15 protein-coding genes are annotated in these 18,075 nt (G+C 63.8%); 4 read left to right on the forward strand and 11 right to left on the reverse strand.

Features of this window, described 5'->3' with window-relative positions; genetic code table 11:
• Positions 1–1,178: 1,178 nt before the first annotated feature.
• From ACCC97_RS19450 to ACCC97_RS19480, 7 genes are all read right to left on the reverse strand, one after another.
• The gene (locus ACCC97_RS19450) at positions 1,179–2,144 is read right to left on the reverse strand and encodes an ATP-binding protein (protein WP_413334470.1); all 966 of its coding nucleotides are present in this window, start codon (positions 2,142–2,144) and stop codon (positions 1,179–1,181) included.
• Between the two features lie 27 nt (positions 2,145–2,171).
• The gene (locus ACCC97_RS19455) at positions 2,172–4,115 is read right to left on the reverse strand and encodes a hypothetical protein (RefSeq protein ID WP_413334472.1); all 1,944 of its coding nucleotides are present in this window, start codon (positions 4,113–4,115) and stop codon (positions 2,172–2,174) included.
• Positions 4,112–4,642, reverse strand: a complete 531-nt coding sequence (locus ACCC97_RS19460; RefSeq protein ID WP_413334474.1) for a hypothetical protein — start codon at positions 4,640–4,642, stop codon at positions 4,112–4,114. The genes ACCC97_RS19455 and ACCC97_RS19460 overlap by 4 nt, the downstream gene beginning before the upstream one ends.
• Positions 4,643–5,539: 897 nt before the next feature.
• Positions 5,540–6,265 (reverse strand): hypothetical protein, encoded by a 726-nt coding sequence (locus ACCC97_RS19465; RefSeq protein WP_007827716.1) that lies wholly within the window; start codon positions 6,263–6,265, stop codon positions 5,540–5,542.
• Between the two features lie 174 nt (positions 6,266–6,439).
• Entirely contained in the window at positions 6,440–6,973 is a 534-nt protein-coding gene (locus tag ACCC97_RS19470; protein ID WP_413334477.1) for an NUDIX hydrolase, read from the reverse strand.
• 10 nt (positions 6,974–6,983) lie between these two features.
• Positions 6,984–8,426: a trypsin-like peptidase domain-containing protein gene (locus ACCC97_RS19475; protein ID WP_007827720.1), complete on the reverse strand. Its 1,443-nt coding sequence runs from the start codon at positions 8,424–8,426 to the stop codon at positions 6,984–6,986.
• Positions 8,427–8,849, reverse strand: a complete 423-nt coding sequence (locus ACCC97_RS19480; RefSeq protein WP_007827722.1) for a universal stress protein — start codon at positions 8,847–8,849, stop codon at positions 8,427–8,429.
• Between the two features lie 194 nt (positions 8,850–9,043).
• Between ACCC97_RS19480 and ACCC97_RS19485 the strand changes: the two genes are divergently transcribed.
• The 3 genes from ACCC97_RS19485 to ACCC97_RS19495 all read left to right on the forward strand — a co-directional run bounded on the left by ACCC97_RS19485 (position 9,044) and on the right by ACCC97_RS19495 (position 11,516).
• A complete protein-coding gene (locus ACCC97_RS19485) occupies positions 9,044–9,571 on the forward strand; it encodes a flavodoxin family protein (RefSeq protein WP_413334479.1) in 528 nt (175 codons plus the stop codon).
• A 229-nt stretch (positions 9,572–9,800) separates the two neighbouring features.
• Positions 9,801–11,090 (forward strand): trypsin-like peptidase domain-containing protein, encoded by a 1,290-nt coding sequence (locus ACCC97_RS19490; RefSeq protein ID WP_413334481.1) that lies wholly within the window; start codon positions 9,801–9,803, stop codon positions 11,088–11,090.
• Positions 11,091–11,141: 51 nt separating this feature from the next.
• Positions 11,142–11,516: a TraR/DksA family transcriptional regulator gene (locus ACCC97_RS19495; protein WP_007827728.1), complete on the forward strand. Its 375-nt coding sequence runs from the start codon at positions 11,142–11,144 to the stop codon at positions 11,514–11,516.
• Between the two features lie 257 nt (positions 11,517–11,773).
• On the opposite strand, the gene ACCC97_RS19500 is transcribed toward ACCC97_RS19495, so the two are convergent.
• Entirely contained in the window at positions 11,774–12,358 is a 585-nt protein-coding gene (locus tag ACCC97_RS19500; RefSeq protein WP_413311937.1) for a hemerythrin domain-containing protein, read from the reverse strand.
• A 166-nt stretch (positions 12,359–12,524) separates the two neighbouring features.
• On the opposite strand from ACCC97_RS19500, the gene ACCC97_RS19505 reads away from it, so the two are divergent.
• The gene (locus ACCC97_RS19505) at positions 12,525–13,031 is read left to right on the forward strand and encodes a universal stress protein (protein ID WP_413311936.1); all 507 of its coding nucleotides are present in this window, start codon (positions 12,525–12,527) and stop codon (positions 13,029–13,031) included.
• A 4-nt stretch (positions 13,032–13,035) separates the two neighbouring features.
• Here ACCC97_RS19505 and ACCC97_RS19510 read toward each other — a convergent pair whose 3' ends face one another.
• Genes ACCC97_RS19510 through ACCC97_RS19520 form a run of 3 tightly spaced genes read right to left on the reverse strand, consistent with a single transcriptional unit; the run spans position 13,036 to position 17,970 of the window.
• Positions 13,036–14,574: an AAA family ATPase gene (locus ACCC97_RS19510; RefSeq protein WP_413334483.1), complete on the reverse strand. Its 1,539-nt coding sequence runs from the start codon at positions 14,572–14,574 to the stop codon at positions 13,036–13,038.
• A gap of 16 nt (positions 14,575–14,590) precedes the next feature.
• A complete protein-coding gene (locus tag ACCC97_RS19515) occupies positions 14,591–17,068 on the reverse strand; it encodes a cation-translocating P-type ATPase (RefSeq protein ID WP_413334485.1) in 2,478 nt (825 codons plus the stop codon).
• 59 nt (positions 17,069–17,127) lie between these two features.
• On the reverse strand, positions 17,128–17,970 hold the full coding sequence (locus ACCC97_RS19520; protein ID WP_413334487.1) for a universal stress protein: 843 nt from the start codon (positions 17,968–17,970) through the stop codon (positions 17,128–17,130).
• Positions 17,971–18,075 lie beyond the last annotated feature (105 nt).

Here is an 18,075-nt window from a genome sequence, read left to right on the forward strand (position 1 = left end):
CCGCAGTGGCACGCTGAGTACCGTGCAGCTCAGCCTTCTCCGGGCTGTGGACCTACACCACGGAATGGGACGCGACCAGGTCATCTGCTTCCGCTCGAATTCGAAACTCTTTCTTGGACTGTAGCAAGCAATGGGTAACTGTCCCTCAAATCGAGCACGCCAGAGCAGGAATCCGTGAAGTACGGGGGGCGTCAGTCCGCGTCTCGAGTAACAAACGCCCTGGAAGGCCCACGACAGATCTCGAGTCGCATCCGCTCTTCGAAGCAATCGCCCGATGCCGAGCGTTCGATGGAAATGACGTCGGATTGATCTGTAAATGGTGGTGCGCTCAGCGCATAGTTCGTCCAGAAAACGTCTGCGAAATGGACCGTGGGTCAATTTGCCCACAGAGACCGTCATCCCGTTAGGATGCAGGCCCGGCAAGTTCAGTGGAACGGCTCTTCTAAGAAAATCAAAGATAGTCAGGCGCTGCTCCCGTGCCGACATCGCCGCCAAGGCATATTCTCCCAACTTTGGCGACCGGCGCGACGCAACTCGTTGGAGCCAATCCTGCACAACCATCAGTCGGTCGCTTCCCTTCACGCGCGTCCAGGACGTCACCATTCCATCTAACGACCACGCGTTCGCATAGCACGCACCGCAGCCCGGACATCGCATAGGCTTGTCGAAGGCGGCTGCGGCGACAGCGTATCGTGGCGACGCCCCACCGCACGACGGACATCGGTCACTGAAAGCATCACCATGGATTGGGCACCTGAGTATCCCGTCGATTTGATGGATTGACGACTGGAAGCCTTGAGCGAGGCAGGTCGGACAGTATCGAAACTGCGCGTCTGAGGCGATTTCAAAGCAAAGGTGTCCACAGTAGGCGTGTAAGGAGGAAGCTTGGAGCGCGGCGACGCTGAAGTGAGGCTTCCGGTTGGGATCGCTGCGCAACGTCAGCGACATCCAGCGGGGGTCAACCAAGCTCCGCGCGTGGACTGCACCGAATGACGATAGCGAGTTGCCCCGACCGAACAGCAGTTTGTTGATCCGCTGCGACGTAAGAACGTTCACGATCGCGAGTTTGGCAAGTCGGGTGAATGGTCCTTCATACTCAAAGAACCATCTATCACTCCAAAGCAGCCCCATCTTCATCTGAGGCGCGGTCCGTTCTCGGCTCATCGCTGCGCCACGGCTCAGGACATCGCGTCATAGACCGCCGCACGTATTGCTTCAGTCCATAGTCGGCCGCGGGCATCTGGTTGAATCGGATCGTTTGCCGCAAAGATGAAGTTACGAACAGCTGCGCTGACCCATTGCATGCCAATCGATGCACAAGAACGTTCGGCCGGTTTGGAGTATGCAGAGAATAGCGACCATGCAACTTCAGCCTCATCGCGCAAGCGCCATCCGCCATCGAATGCCTTTGGGAAGAAGAACCGGCTGTAGCAAATTCCACTTCCGTGGGGAAATTGATGCCGCTTGGGATTGTCGTACGCCTCGAACGAATCCCTTAATTCAGCCAGATTGGACAGGCCCCGAAACGTATGGCGAGAGATGAGATAGCGACCGGTCAGATCCGATCGATTGCGCCGCACAAACCTGACCTTGACATTGTTCTCAAGATTGGGATGCGCGAAGACGATCGTCACGCACACGACATCCCGTTTGCGCCAGTCGTTAGTTAGATCCCGCATCCACTCATACTCGCACTCACCCCAGTTTTGACCTTCGTCGACGAAGAGAATTGCGCGGTCGCTGAGCACCGTCCGGCAGTTCGCTATGACGTGATTGAGCAACTGGTTGCGTCGCTCGGCCATCTTGACATTCGGCCCCGGTGTTTGATCGAGGTCCGTCAGGAGATCGCCGTAGAAGATCTTTTCGTTCTGATGTTGGTGTGTCTTCGCAATGAGATCGAAGACAGGAACACCGGGGAAAGTTTGAGGCATCACCGACTCGATCATCTCTATGGTCGTGGTCTTCCCCATCCGCGGCTCCCCGAGAAAATAGGTTCCGGGATCGCGGTGCAATACGGCGGCCCTCACAGCGCGTTCCGCCTCGATGACAGGCGCGGTAGCAATCTGAACGGCATTGCAAACCACAGGGTGTGCGGCGTACATCGAGTCTCGCTCGGGTCCCGGAAGGAGCAGGTTTTCGTGCATTTTCTCTCCTTGCTTGATCGTCTCGAACTACTCAATTTCCCATGTCGGCGCTGGCATGCTGGGAGGTAGCGTTCTCACAGCTGGGCGGTTGGAAGATCGCCGGGTTGTGGCAGCTCGCGGATCCGCTAATTGCGCGTCAGTCCGGTGCAATGCGTCTGCGAGCCTTGTGGCATCGCGAGAGATCTTCTTCGAGGATTTTTTCCTGCCACGGGTTGCCGTCTCGCGCAGATCATCGATGTGCGCATCCAGCGGGTTGAGCAGGTTTTCGGCATCTCGAATGTTGGCGTTGATTGCCTTCACCAAGTCGCGAGGAACCTTGTTCTGTCTGCGCCATTCGGAGTCGATGGGGCGAAGAGTTCCGAGCAGGAGGCCATTTTCTTGGTACGCTTGGATGCTGCTCATATCCGTCTCGTTGATATGAACAATGACTGTGGCTCCCACGAAATCGAACTTGCCAGAGAGCGAGTCGCCGGTGTATCTGGCCTGATCTACCTCGATGTATGGCCGCCTTCCGAGCTTCAAATCTCCTCGTACGATTCGCCATTCGACTGTGACACCAAGTTGCGGCGTGAACGCAGTGATTGGGACGCTAGGACGCTCTACAAATGTTCGGCTTGCAGGGGAAAGGTGCTTGGCGAGCACGTCCAATGGTTTCTGTCCGCCGAGAGCTGTGTGCGGCGTGACGTTGTAGTTCGCGATACACACATCGATACGCTGCAGCACTTCTTCCCAGACGATGCATTTAGCAATCGCGTTTTCGGAGGCATTGTCTCGCAGTGGATCATGGACATTCGATCCAGTCGATGACGGAAGGCTTTGGATGCCACCTCCCTCAAAGGTCTTAAAGAAGCGTTCCACTTCCGAATTTCGCCACCATGCCCCCACTTGCCCCCAGCGGATCGTGCACCCCATCGCGCGACGCATACTGTCAACGATGCGGTTGGCGAAGTGTTGCGCGGCGTTGTCCATCGTGAGGCAAGCGAACCGACATGCGCTGAGCCCGGGGACGGTGCCGACAGGCAGTCCAGCGCCCACTTTGTAGGAGACGTCTTGTACTGTCAGCTTGAGAGGTGCCCATTCAGTGAGGCAGTTTTTGATGGCCAACTCCACATGCGCCGCGTTGATCTCGGTACAGATCCCGATTGAATAACCCACGACTGCCTTCGAGCACCCCGAATCCACCGCGACGCAAACCCAGATCCGCTCGATAGGAATTGTCTGCCTGCCTGCTGGCCCAGGGACGTCGATAGTCCCGACACAATGGATTTTGTGAGCATCAAAGCCGACGACGTCAAAGGGCGCCTCGCCGAGATGAAAGGACTTGTGGCCCGTCCCCAGGCGAAGTCGCTGCGCTGCATCGCCCCCGTACCATGTCTCAACACATGAAAGATGTCGTTCCCGGTACGCCTTGATGTAACGCTCAACTGAACGCCGCCCCTTGCTTCGGGAGTTCAACGGGTAGCAGTCCGGCCCCACATAGCACCGGCAGAGCTGTACGAATCCCTCAAAAATCTTGAAGGATTGCGGGTGTGCTGAGCCCCCTTTCTCTGAACCTCCGCGCTCGATACGCCGGTCGAGTTCCTGATGCAATTCAGGATGTTCCGAAAGAAACGCGTCAAATGCGCCGCTGCTCCCCGAGGCACCGATCGCGCGGCCTCGTGGCAGGGCCTTGTTCCTCACGTATTTTTTTGTTCTGAGGTGTGGAAGCAGCGCCCGAAAGCCAAAAATTCGGCCATCACCTGCGATTTTGAGGCATCTATTGAATGAATCAAGCAGTGTGGACCCAGAGCACCTAGCAATTCTGGCGGCCGATTTTAGGCTTCCATCCTCCAGATATCGGCGAATGCCTTTTGCTTTTCGATGAAAGATTTCACGTTCATTTTCTGTCAGCAGCGTGACGTCGCAAACTGGCCAGACATCGACATCTCGCGAGTGAAAAGGACATGTCCGGAAGGTGATACGCGTTTTCATGTCTTTTCCTCCCGCTGAAAAAACAAGGAATGCGGAGATAACGGCGCTCGTTCTAAATCGCTCGCGACAGTTCCTTTTTGCACCTCCCTGAATAGCGCCGCAGCAAACAACCCCGCCCGATCTTTCTCGCCAATCGCCAACATCTCTTCAAACCTGACTTGCTTTCGCCTCCTAATTAATGCAAGCACTGCTTGCCCTTCTTTGCCCAAGCTAAACTCTCGCACCTGCGCTATCCAGGCGACAATGCGATTCCAATTTCTTATTCTGACCGGGTTGAGATAGATTTCCTTTTCTGTAAGAATTTGGAAATTATCCGCCAACCCGTCTGCCATTTTGTTCTGAATTAGGAGTTGCCAAGTTTCATAAGCATGTTCCCTTTCGTTTATCTCACGATGTTTTAAGTATTTGATTTCCCGCCAGGTCACAGTCCCATCGATGTCGACTACTTCCACATCCACAGTCGTCGCAATGCTCTCCCCACACAACCGTGCAACCCTCTCTGCGGGGGCGTAGTCGACCCGAGCCACGCGAGGGTCAGATTCCACTAGAAGAAAGTGCGCGTACTCGAGACTGCTCCGAAGCACAACGTCCGCGTCTGCTCGAGGGCTGTAGGTGTAAATCAGATCGTTCGCTTGATGCCTTCTGGCATGGAACTGGTCTGACAGGACACCGCGCAACTGTGTCCCAAGTCTTCCACTTGGCGTGCGAGGTCTTGGCTGTGGCATGGCAGCAAAAGAAGGCTGCCCGGCCGTTTCAAAAAGACATGAAAAAGGATCCCCACGCCTTGACTACGTGCATTTCTGCGCGTATTGTCGAGGCTGAAATTTCTGCAAGGAATTTTCAGAGCTTCGGCTGCTAGAACAGCCGGAGCTCATTTTCTTTGAGCAACGGTGCGGGATGGCCTCCAAGAACAGTTGGACAAGCTTGCCATTCAAGCGAAGTTTGCTTGAGAAATCAACCTGGCTCTCCTTCCGAGAGAACCTTGCCGCGTATAGCCCGGCGAAGAACCCCCTTAGATTGTCATTTAAGTTGGCTTGTCAATTGACATTAGAATTGGCAAATAAATTGCCAGTTGGGTTGTCGCTTGGGTTAAACTGTCGCCGATAGTTGGGGCGTTTCGCTGCTGTTTTCATTCGTGCGATCTTTTCTTTTGAGCCTTTCGCACAGCGCAAACAAGTGAGCGACAAAACATCCGAATAGATGCGTTGCGCCTTGATTCGATCGATTCATCTGCGCTGCAGATCACTACGGCACAAAACAGAAATCGCGTCGCGCGCGGCAAAGTTGAGACTCCTTGTCGCGATCGGAGCGACAGGACCCGCGAAGCGCGGCCCTAAGTCCTTGAATGAGCGTGTTCTTCGCTCTTGGCTGGCGGTGTGAGATGCTGTCGGCCGACTTCAACGCCCTATCGCCATGGGCGTCCGTCATTCCACCGCGAACCAGTTGAAAAAGTGTTCCGCTGAGCAGTACGCGACGAGCGGCTGCAGCGGAAAGGCCCGCCACGGAAAATCAACGGTACTCGGCTGAAGTGCGTCAAGTACAAGATCGGCGACCCCGGGCTTCAACTGATGGCGATGATTCAAGACCTGTCCCCAGATGGAACTTCCGTTCAAATGGAGCGGCCCCTCTGCGGGTACGAGCGACTCGACATACGCCAGCGGGAAGAGCCGCGTATAGGCTTGAGTGTGATAGAGCCACGAGAAGCCGAGAACCTGTTGAACGTCGGGGTGCTGCCGACGAACTTCTGCGAACAGTGCTCGCAACTCCGCATGACGCTCGTGCGTACTACTGCTAGCAAGAGGGCTGCTGCGCCGATGGCGTGGATCCGGCATGAAGTGAAGTCGCAGTGTCCTGTCTGCACCGCCGGGGTCGTAGCTGAAGCATCCGAATGGTGATTGCCGGACTGTGGGCGCGGCGCTTGCAGCGCTCAGCGTCAGGCGCAAGAGATCGCGATGTTGCGCGCAGGACGGAATCTCTTGCAAGAATGCAGCCCAAGCGCGATCGCCCGCGGGCCCCCAAAGACCGAATCTCCGACGCAAATTCGTGCATTTGCCGATCGCGTCTGCAACTGGGACATCGGTCAGCGCGCAATAGCGTTCGGCGAACCGCAACTGCAGGTCAAGGTAAGCCTCCAACGGACTGATCGTCATGACGCGATTATTGGCTCGACCGTTGGCTTGGACTGCGGGGGGACAAAGTAGTTGGCCGGCACCCAACCAGCTTGCGCACCGCTCGTCAACACGGGATTGCTGCTTGCTTACGGGCTCCGTTCAAAGTGATGTTCATGGGACGACCCCGTGATGGGCGGATGGGATGGCCTGCGGTCATTCTTGGGCGAGCGGCTGCGACCGACCTTGCGCAGGATCAATCCCGAGCCCCCCGCGCGGCGCAAGCACTGCATCGACCGGCCTCACTTCGTAGAGCAGTTGCCCATGGATTCCGGCCAAAGAAAGCTCTTGCGTCAGCACTGTGACAAGACTGGGTGCGCAAAACTGGGGCAACTGCTCGAATGCGGCCCAGCGGAACCCGTCCATCTCGGGGCGACGTCGTCCACGGCGGTCCATGTAGAAGCTGGAACACACGCAGGATTTCGCCTCGAAATGCCTCACCAGCACCGCAAAGAGCCGAAGCTCTTTGTCCCGGCGGTAGGGAAAAAGTCCAATCTCCCTCAGCTGAGCAGGCAGCAACCGGAGGCCGCATTCCTCGAACGCCTCACGCACGGCGGTCTGCGCGCCCTGCTCCTGCCCATCGCTTGCGCCCTTGGGGATGTCCCAATACCGGCTGTCGGTCGCATGGCAAAGCAGCAGTTGCCCTGCTGCATCGAACACCAGAACGCCACAGCTGGTCGACTTTTCCATTGCACAAGCCTCACGGCATCCGTACGGTGGCATCGCTCGCGCCTCGCGCCACGGGGGCACGTTGCGGACCGCGCGGAAGAATCGGCACATAGCTGCGGGCCGAGCCGCGCATGACCAGCAAAGCGACCGTGTCGCTCTCTCTGATGGACTGGATCGCCGCATCGAAATCCGCCAGGCCGGCCACTTGCACATCGTTGACCGCGATCAGCATGTCGCCGTAGCGCAATCCCGCCCGCTGAGCCGAACCCGAGGCCGATTGCACAACGAGACCGGGATCCAGAAGGCTGATGCCCAGCACACCCTTTCGCTCCGAGAGTTCGAGCCCGAAGCGCGTCTCTTGCGGCAAGGCACGTGCGGCCAGCCGGGGCGCGAGGTCCGGTGGGATTTCGGCCACGCCTACCTGCATCGTCAACGGCGTCTTGTGGCGCCAGACTTTCAATGCGAGCAGGCTGCCCTTGCGGGCTCCGGCTACACGATCCTGTATGTCGGCATAGGGCATTGCGGCAGCGCCATCGACGGCCAGCACCACGTCGCCGCTGCGAAGCCCTGCCAGCTCGGCGGGGCTGTCCGGGTCGACGCGCACCACCAGCGCCCCCAATGCGGTATCGAGCCCGAAGGCCGGCGCGAGTTCGACGGTCAGGGGCTGGATACGGGCACCGATATGCCCCCGCATCACCCGCCCGGTGATACGAAGCTCGTCCGCAATGTGCATCGCCGTGTCGATCGGCAGGCTGAACGACATGCCGGAGTACCCCCCGCCGGGCGAGTAGGCCATCGAGTTCATGCCGACCACCCTGCCCCGTTCGTCGAACAACGGCCCGCCCGAGTTGCCCGGGTTGAGCGCGACGTCGGTCTGTATCAGCGGCACCCCGCTCCCACCTGACACGTAACGCGGATTGGCGCTCACCACGCCGGCGGTCACGCTGCGCTCGAAGCCGAAGGGGGCGCCCATCGCGGCGACCCATTCGCCCGGGCAGAGCTCGCTGCTGCGGCCCACGGTGACGACCGGCAAGTCGGACGCCGCGACCCGCAGCAGCGCCACGTCGGTGCGGCGGTCGATGCCAACCACCTCGGCATCGAAGCGGCGCTGGTCCTCGGTGACGATGGAGATAGCCTGGGCACCGGTCACCGCGTGCGCACTGGTCAGGATGTAGCCGTCGCGGCGGAAGATGAACCCCGACGCGAAACCGCGCTCCACGCCGCGGCCCCATTGCGTCGGTGCGCGCTGATCGCTGGCGGCAACCCAGTCGTTGCCCGTGCCCGCGACTGTCACGCTCACCACCGCAGGCGACTGACGCGCCGCGGCCGCCACGAAATCAGAGCCTTGCAGTCCCGACGACGTGCGCTCAAGGCACGACGATCGCGTCTGCGACCAGGTGCTCGTTCCGCCCGCCAGCGCGAATGCACCGAAGGCGGCCACGATCACGCCCCGTGCCAGGGTTGCGGCACTCATTCAACGCACCAGCAAGACTGGCACCGTGCACGCAGCCAGCACCTTGGTGGCAACCGACCCCAGCACCAGGTTGGTCAAGGTGCCATGGCCCCGCGAACCCATCATCACGAGATCGAACTGCCCCTTCTGCGCGAACGAAGCTATCTCCTCGGCGGGGTGGCCGATGCGGTGCTCGAAGCGGGCTTCGATGCCGTTCCTGGCCAGCAACGCGCGCACAGGCTCGAGCACCACCCGCGCATCGTCTTCGTAGTACCCGTGCACGATGTCCGGCCCTGCGAAGGCCGCGGCACGGTGCGGCACCGGCAGCACCGCATGGAAGACCGTGAAGGTGTGGCCCGCATTCGCCCAATCCTTGTGCGTGGTCAGGTAGGACAGCATGCGATTCGTGTAGTCGCTGCCATCGACGGCAAGCAGGATTTTCATGATGGTTCCTTCGGCGGAGACGTTCCCCGGTGCAAGGATGGTCCTCGCGCACCCGGCGCCTCGCCTTGCGCCAAATCAAGAAATCCGATGGCTCGCAGCACCTCGGCGCGACACCGCCGGTACTTGATGCAGCGCAAGGTCGCGGCTTCCGACGCTGCCTACATTGACTGTCCATGAACGCAGCAGAGGCAAGCATGAACAACGTCCTGGTGATCGTCTATTCCTACACGGGCACTTCCCGCCAGGTCGCGGAGCTCCTGTGCAGCCAGCAGAACTGGCACATCGCGAACGTCACCGAGGTGCGCCCTCGCAGCGGCGCCCTCGGCAGCTTGCGTTGCGTGCTCGACTCGTTCTTCCGGCGACAGCCCGCCATTCGCTACGACGGTCCGCCGCCCAGCGACTTCGATGCCGTCGTGCTGGTGTCGCCGATCTGGATGCTGCAACTCGCCGGCCCCATGCGCAGTTTCGTCGCGCGCCAACGCCAGCGGCTGCCCGATGTCGCCGTGCTCTCGGTCATGGGTGGACAGGGAGCACCGAACGCTGCAGCCGAGATCGGCAAGCTCCTGGGCCGCGCGCCGATCCTGAGCTCCTCGCTCACGATGCGCGAGGTCGACGACGGCAGTTGTGCGGCCCGCCTGCAGGCCTTCGGCAGCGCTGTGAGCAGTGCCGAAGATTCGCAGGCAGTGGTGCGCCCCGTGATGCTGTCGCCGCAATCGATCTGAAGGCCGAGTCCGGATCGACGTGGCCAATTTTCTCTTTCAGACAGGTGTGATACATCGCACCGCCCACCTCGCGTGGACGCTTGCCGCTGGCACTTCGCTGCTCTGTGCCTGCGCCGCGCCCAGACCTGTGCCTCCTTCGGCCCCTCGCGGACAGATAGCGGCCGCGACCGAGCCTGTTGCGGCGGGCACGAGTGGCTTCTCGTCCCTGGTTGCAAGTCGCAGCAAGTCGGTGGTCGATATCAGCACCCTGCGCATCGGACGCGACGAGACCCCGGAAGACATCGAACTGGAAATCGCCCCGGAGCACGACTTCGCCGACCGGCTGGCCTGGCCCCTGCCGGCGAGCGCGCGGATCAGCCAGATCCGCGACCTCGCCTCGGGCGTGATCATCCGCAGCGACGGCCTGATCCTCACGAGCGCCCACGTGGTCACGAACATCGACGAGGCCCAGGTCCAGCTGGACGACGGGCGCCGCTTCACGGCGCGCGTGGTCGGCGTCGACAAGCGCACCGACGTCGGCCTCCTGAAGATCGATGCGAGCGCCCTGCCCGTGGCCGTCATCGGCGACTCCTCGACGCTCAGCCCCGGCGACTGGGTGGCTGCGATCAGCTCGCCTTTCGGATTTCACGGCAGCGTGACGGCGGGCGTCGTCAGCGCTGTCGGGCGCGTCATGGGCGGCGCGGGCGAAATCCCCTTCATCCAGACCGACGTCGCCATCAATCCGGGCAGCTCGGGCAGCCCGCTGTTCAACAGCCGCGGCGAGGTCGTGGGCGTCAACTCGATGATCTACAGCGGCAGCGGCGGCTACATGGGCCTGTCTTTCGCGGTGCCGATCAACCTGTCGATGCGCATCGCCAACCAGCTGCAGGAACACGGAGCGGTGCTGCGGGCCTACCTGGGCGCCGAATTCCAGGAGATGACGCCTGCGCTGGCCCAGTCCTTCGGCCTGCCTGCTTCAACAACGGCCGGCGCCCTGGTGGTCCGCGTCGAGGCGGGCAGCCCCGCGGAAGCTGCGGGCCTGGCGCAGGGAGACGCGGTGCTGGCCCTCGACGGCAAGCCTCTATTGCACTTCATCGATCTTCCGCAGCAGATTGCGCAACGCGCGCCCGGCAGTCGGCTGCAGCTCGAGGTGTGGCGACGCGGCGCTGCCCGCATGCTCCAGGTCGCGCTGGTAGTCCAACCCGCCGTCGCCGGCACCTCTTTCGCGGCCGCGGCGCCCGAATGGAACGACGGCCTGGGCTTGAGCGTGGGCGATCTTTCCCCCGCGCAGCGGCTGCAGTTGCGCATCGACAGCGGCCTGATGGTGCGTGAGGCCGGCGGCCTCGCGCGCAGCGAAGGCATCCGTGCCGGAGACGTGGTCGTGGCCATGAACACAACGAAGCTCTATCGCCCGGAGGACTTCAAGCAAAGCCTTGCGCGGGTGCCTCCCGGAGACACGGTCGCGCTGCTGGTGATGCGCGACCGCCGGCTCGCCTATGTGGCGATCCGCCTTCCGGCCTCGCGCCGTGGCCGCCTCTGACCGCGGCGCAACACCTCCATCGCAGCCATCGCATCTCAAGGACGACACACCATGAAACACCTCGACGCAGCCGACCGCCGCTCGCTTCATCTGCAGCTCGACATGCTGAAGCGGCAGGTTCTCGACGAACTCCGCGCCTCGGTGCCCACGGCCCAGCTCCTGGAATCCGGAGGCGGTCGCGAAGTGACGACCCATGCCGACGAAGCCGAAGCGGAGCGCGCAGCCGACGTGCATCTGGCCGAGATCGAGATCGATCGCACCAGGCTCGAAGCGATCGAGCTGGCGCTCGCGCGCCTGGCGGACGGACGCTACGGCGTCTGCGAAGACTGCGGTGCCGAGATTCCGCGTGCGCGGCTGTTCGCGCAGCCCACCGCCGTCCGGTGCGCGGCCTGCCAGACGAGCGTGGAAACAGGCCACCGGCACTGAAGGGGCGAAGATCCATCACTCGCCGTCGTTCTGGCGGCGGGTTCTGGCCTTCATTCCTTCTTTGACTTCTTTGCTTTCGTGCCCTTCTCCTTCCGGTCAGACAACGGCTTTCCTTCCTTGGCCTGCTGGCGGTGTACACCGTGGAGCAGCGACTTCTTGACGCCCCCGGTCCCGGCTGGGTGCGCCGCGGCGCGGCATGCCGCCGTTGTGCGACGCGCCGGGCACCTACGTGCTGGTGCGTTGAGCCGGCAACCGGCTCAGAGGGCCGGTCCCAGGCCGATGGGCGCGGGAACGATGTTCACGATGCGCGTGAAGAGCGCGTTGTATTCGAGATCGGGCACGTGTCCGGTCATCGGGTCGCGGTTCTGGGCGAAGGCTTCGTCCAGGTCGCGCCAGTCGTTCTCGGTCAGCACGCGCTCGGCCAGCGGCAGGATCTCGCGCTCCTCCAGCGCCATGTGGCTCAGGTAGAAGTCGACATACTCGCCGACCGTTTTCTCGAATTCTTCGCGCCGCGACTCGCCCAGCATCTCGAACGCGAGCAGCGCGTGCTCGACGTTGCGGATCCTGCGCTCACCCTTGGCATGGTCGCCGTCGAGCTTGTCGAGCAGATCCCGCGAGATCGGCGTCCTGGCGCGCAGCTTGGGAAACAGCAACTCGGTTTCCTTGCGGTGGTGGCGCTTCTCCGGAAACTCGTCCACGTAGAAGAGCATGGCTCGCAGCGTCGCGAAATCGGGCAAAGTGCCCTGCTTGCGGTGTTGCTCGAGCAGCATGACGATGGAGCGGAGCATGGCGGCGAGCGCGGCGTGCTCCTGGCGAATGATGCGAACGGTGGCGTGGGTCATGAGGGTTGTCCTGTGCATGCCTCAAGGGTGGCGCTTTCGTTCGCGCGCAGGCTTGTTCCAGATCAAGCCCTGGCCGTCGGCAGGCCCCGCGCTTGATCAATGTCAAGCCGCGCGGAGCGCCCGTGCGGATACTGGACCGATCCACACCACAAACCGGAGTCGTGCCATGTACCAGCGAATTCTTGTTCCCATTGACGGCAGTTCCACATCCAGCCATGGCCTGGCCGAAGCCATCAAGCTGGCAAAGCTCACGGGCGGGCGCCTGCGCCTGGCGCACGTCATCGACGAGTTGTCCTTCGCGCTGGCCATGGATGCCTACGCGGGCCATGCCGGCAATTGGCTCGAAGAACTGCGCGGCAACGCCACGAAGCTGCTCGAGGCCGCGCGGGCCAAGGCGGTCGAGGAAGGCGTCGAAGCCGACACCGTATTGCTCGACAGCTTCAAGGGCACCGTGTACGACCAGGTGATCGCCGAGGCGGAAGCATCGAAGGCCGAGCTGATCGTGATCGGCACTCACGGCCGTCGAGGACTCGGCCGCTGGGTCATGGGCAGCAGCGCGGAGCACATCCTGCGCCTGTCGCCAGTGCCGGTGCTGCTGGTGCGTGCGCCCGAAAGCGCGAAGACCGAACACGAGCGTTTCACGCTGCCGAGCGGAACGCTCGCCAGCCAGTGAGGGTTCAGCGGTTCGCGGTCGCGGCGCGCCAGCGCGCTGCGACCAGCGCGATGTCTACGGTGTCTTCGGTGGAGACCTCGATGGTCAGCGCGCGCTCGTCGGCCGCCAGCGGGTCTTGCCATTCAAACTGACGCTCCAGCACTGAAAGGCCGGCTTCCGAGGCGTCCGTGCCTGCCGTGTCGCGCTCGGCCACGCGGCGGCGCAGCGTGGCCGGGCTTGCGCGGCAATCCAGGATCGTGAAAGGCACGCGGAGCTCGGTTGCAAGGGCTTCGAAGCTGCGTCGCTCGGCGCCGCGCAGGAAGGCCGCGTCCACGATCACTGGATAGCCCGCCAGCAGTGCATCGCGGGCGCAGGCGCGCAGCCTTTCGAAAGTCTGCCGCGTTGCCTGCGCGCCGTAGATGTCGAGCCCAAGGGCGGCGGAGCGCGCCAGCGGATCGAGGCCATACAGCCGCTTGCGCTCCACGTCCGATCGCACGCGGACAGCGCCCGCGGCGCCCAACAGTTGCAAGGCGACGCTGGATTTTCCTGAGCCCGACAAGCCGTGCGTGATCATCAGGCGGGCGCCCTCCTCCGGCTGCACCGTCATCCGCGTTGCGCAGGCCAGGTAGTCGGGCCGGGCCTCGCCATCCGGGGGCCTCGGACCCAGTCCCGTGGCCATGGCCCGCACCAGCGCCCGATAAACCTCGTAGAAGCGCCACACCTGCAGGGCCGGGTAGTCACCGCTGTGCTGCATCCAGGCGTCCAGGAAGCGGAGTGCGAGATCGTCGCGGCCGTGGGCCTTCAGGTCCATGGTGAGGAATGCAAGGTCGCTCATCACGTCGATCCAGCGCAGCGCCGGGTCGAACTCGATGCAGTCGAAAGGCATGAGCGCACCGTCGACTAGGACCACGTTGGCCATGTGCAGATCGCCGTGGCATTCGCGTATCGAGCCGCCCTGCTGGCGGGCGATCCATGCCATGCGCAGCACCTGGCCTTGCTCCCGAACCCACGTATCCAGTGCTGCAAGGGGGGCGAGGCGGCTTTCGCCGCCCTGCGCCCGCAACGCGGCCAGCGCATCCGTAGCTGCTCGAACGATCGAGTCAGGACTGCCGAAGCCTGGCACCGGCGCCGCTCGCTCCGCTGCCGCGTGCAGGGCCGCCAGCCGCTGCGCGAAGCCGTCGAGCAGCGCGGGCTGCAGCCGGTCTTCCACCAGCAGGTCGCGCAGCAGCGACGACCCCGGGAATCGCAGCATGCGCACCACGTAGTCGATCACCGTGCCGGCGCCGCCGATGCGCGGCGACTCGCGCGTGCCGCAGACCGGTGCCACGTCGACGTAGAGCGAAGGAGCAAAGCGTCGGTTGAGGCGCAGCTCCTCCTCGCAGAAGTGCTTTCGGGCCTCGACGCTGCCGAAGTCCAGGAACGGCAGGCGTACCGGCTTCTTGAGCTTGAAGGCCTGCGTCCGCGTCAGCAGCACCCAGGAAATGTGCGTTTCGACCAAGACCACGGGTTGCCCGGTCTCCCGCTGGAGTTGCTCTCGCAGTGCGTTGACCAGTGTGGTGTCCATATGGCTTGTTTGCGATTCAATGACGTTTGGAGATGGCGAAAAGGCGCCAAAGCGACCAGCCCGCAGGAAGCACGACCCACAAGGCCCACGGCGAAGACGTATCCGGCAGGCCGAACAGGGCCCCCACGCCAGGCACCGCCGTCAGCATCCCCCAGACCACGCACACGCCAACCAATAGAGCATTGAACACCGTGTTGGTGTGCGTGAGCCGGACACTGGCGCCGCGAAACCACACGAGCAGCAGCAGGTTGCCGAGCACGATCGACCCGAGGCTGGCCATGCGCAGTTCCTCGTGCGTGGCCCCCAGCGCGCGGCAGCCCCATTGCACCAGCGCCACGCCAACGAAGACCAGGGCCCCCATCGCGAACGCGCGGGCCGCCGAAGCCATCGAGAACAGCGCGTCGTCCCGGGGACGCGGCGGCACCGTCATGCTGTCGTCGGGCGCCGGCTCGGCCTCGAACACCAGCGAGCAGGCCGGGTCGATCAACAGTTCCAGCAGCACCACGTGCAGCGGCAGCAACAGCACCGGGCCGCCCATCACGACAGGGATCAGCGCCACGCCGACGATCGGCACATGCACCGCGAAGAGATAGCCCAGCGCCTTGCGCAGGTTCGCGAAGATGCGCCTGCCGGCGCGCACTGCCTCGACCAGCGAAGCGAAGTTGTCGTCCAGCAGCACCAGCGAGGCAGCTTCGCGCGCAACATCGGTGCCGCGCAGGCCCATCGCGACGCCGATGTCGGCAGCCTTGAGCGCCGGTGCGTCGTTGACGCCGTCGCCGGTCATCGCCACGATGTCCCCCTGCCGTTGCAGAGCCCGCACGATGCGCAGCTTCTGCGCGGGATCGACCCGCGCAAAGACCTGCACGTCGCGTACGCAGCGGCGCAGTGCCTCGTCGTCCATCGTGGCCAGCGCCTTGCCACTCATCACCTGCCACTCGCTTCCATCGATCAGCCCGGCTTGCTGCGCGATCGCGCGGGCTGTGAGGGCCGCGTCTCCGGTGATCATCACCACGCGAACGCCCGCGCGCCGGCATTCCTCGATGGCGCCGGGCACCTCCGCGCGCAATGGGTCCATGAAGCCGAGCAGGCCCAACGGCGCCAGGCGCAGCCCGCCGGGCAGCGCGGCGTCGTCGCCGGCTTGCGCCGCATGCCCCTCGGCCACTGCGAGCACCCGCAGGCCAGCCGCGCTCCATCGGTCGGCGGTTTCCCACAGCCGTTGCATCAGCGCCGGCTCGGCATCGCAGAGCCCGAGCACGGCCTCCGCTGCGCCCTTGACCGCCACCGTCTGCCCGGCTTCGCCGGGCGCCTGCCACCAGTGCACGACATAGGGCATGCCGTCGCGGATGCCGCGGCGCGGGCCGGGCGTCCAGCCGGCATCGCCGCCGGCCAGGCCCGCGGCTTGCGCGGTGGCGCGCACCGCGTGGTCCATGGGCTCGACGCCGCCCGTGCTGCTGGCGCGCAGCGCGCCCGCCAGCAGGCGATGAAAGCGCGCGGCCGGCTCGCCCGCGCCCGGGTTGCATTCCGCCTCCATGTCGTACAGCGCCGTGAGCGCCATGCGGTTGTGCGTCAGCGTTCCGGTCTTGTCCACGCAAAGTACCGTGGTGGTGCCGAGCGCCTCGATGGCCTGCGGCTGGCGGGTCAGCACGTTCGACCTTGCAAGGCGCCAACTGCCGAGCGCCAGCATCACACTCCACACGACCGCGAACTCCTCGGGGATCAGCGACATTGCCAGCGTCAGTCCTACCAGCAGGCCCTGCGTCCACGAGCCCTCGCGCAGCGCGAACACCGTTGCCGCGACGACGCAGGTGAAGGCCGCAAGCCAGGCGACGCGCCCCACCAGCTGGCGCAATTCCTCCTGCAGCCGGCTCGCACGGGACGCGAGCTGGGAGATCGAGCGGTGAATGGCCCCCAGTGCGGTGTGCGCGCCGGTGCCGGTCACCTCGGCCACGCCATCGCCGCGCACCACCAGGCTACCCGCGAAGAGCCGGCCGCCCTCGCCTTCGACGTTCGCGTGCTTGCCCTGCGGCATCGATTCGCCGGTGCGCAAGGACTCGTCGACCTGCAGCCCGACGGCCTCAACGATCCGCGCATCGGCGGACAACCGGTCGCCCTCGTTCACCAGAAGGCGATCTCCGCGCACCAGCTCGCGGCTCGCGATGTGCAGCGCGCGCCCCTGCCGCACGACCGTGCAGCGGGGGCTGGAGAGCTCCTTCAGCGCTTCGAGCACACGCTCGGTCCGTTGCTCCTGATAGATCGACAGCCCGCCCACCAGCAGCACCGAGAGCGCGAGCATGCCGGCGTCGCCCAGGCTGCCGAGCAGCGCATACAACGCGGCGGTCGCCAGCAGCAACAAGAACATCGGCTGCGTCAGCGCACTCCAGGCGATGCGGGCCAATCCCTTGCGGGAGACGGAGGGCAGCACGTTCGGACCGTCGCGGCGCAGGCGCTGCGCGGCCTCGGAATCGGTCAGGCCCTGAGGCGGGTTGTCGGTCACGATGGGTCCTGGGTGTCTTGCGTCAAGCGTGCCGCCATCGGCCGCCGCGGCCATCCGCGTCAGTGCGCCATCAGGACCGGCACCGTCATCTGCGCGAGGATCTGCCGCGTCACGCCGCCCAGGATCCGCTCGCGCAGGCGCGAATGGCTGTAGCCGCCCATCACCAGCAGGTCGGCGCTCAGGTCCGAAACCCGCGACAGCAACGCGTCTGCGACGTCGATTTCGGTCACCTCGGACTCGGCACGCGCCTGCACGCCGTGCCTCAGCAGGAACTGGATCATGTCCGATACCAGCAGCTGCTGCGTGTTGTCTTCGTCGCGCGGGTGGCGCAGCGACAGGAGCGTGACGCGTGTCCCGCGCCTCATCGCCGGCAATGCCGCCTGAAGGGCCATGGCGGCTTCACGCGAGCCGTCCCAGGCCGCAACGATGTTCTTCGGGATCCCCCCGAACGCACCGGCCGAAGGCACGACCAGCACCGGTCGCCCCACTTCCATCAGCACCTGCTCGGCAAGCCCGCGCACCGTGGTGTCCTTCCTGTTCGAGTCGTCTTCCTGTCCGAGCACCACGAGATCGCTCGCGCGCCCGTACCGCACAACGGCGTCCACCGTAGCGCCATCGACCAGCCGCACCTCGTACGACAAGGGCCCCGATCCGGCGATGCCTTCCCTGAACTCGCGCGCGATAGCCTCGGCTCGCCGATGCAGATAGTCGGCCGACTCGACGATGTAGTCGGTCATGCCGGTGGCGATGGCGTCGGCGGGAATCACGCCGTCGTACAGGCCCGTGGGCACCAGCCCGACCAGGTGGCTCTCGTGCGCCCGGGACCACTGGGCCGCCATCGCGGCGCACACGGAACTGCGGACCGAATGGTCCAGGTGAACGAGGATGGTTTTGAAGTTCATGGATGCCCCGCAAGGTGGTGCGCCGCGTCCTGGCGCAGGAAATGGACGTCAGACAGATGTTCGTGCCCCGGGAGCGCGCGGGGGTTGACGGCGATCAAATCAACG

The sequence above is a fragment of the Variovorax sp. Varisp85 genome, assembly GCF_047304045.1.
Lineage (GTDB): Bacteria > Pseudomonadota > Gammaproteobacteria > Burkholderiales > Burkholderiaceae_C > Variovorax.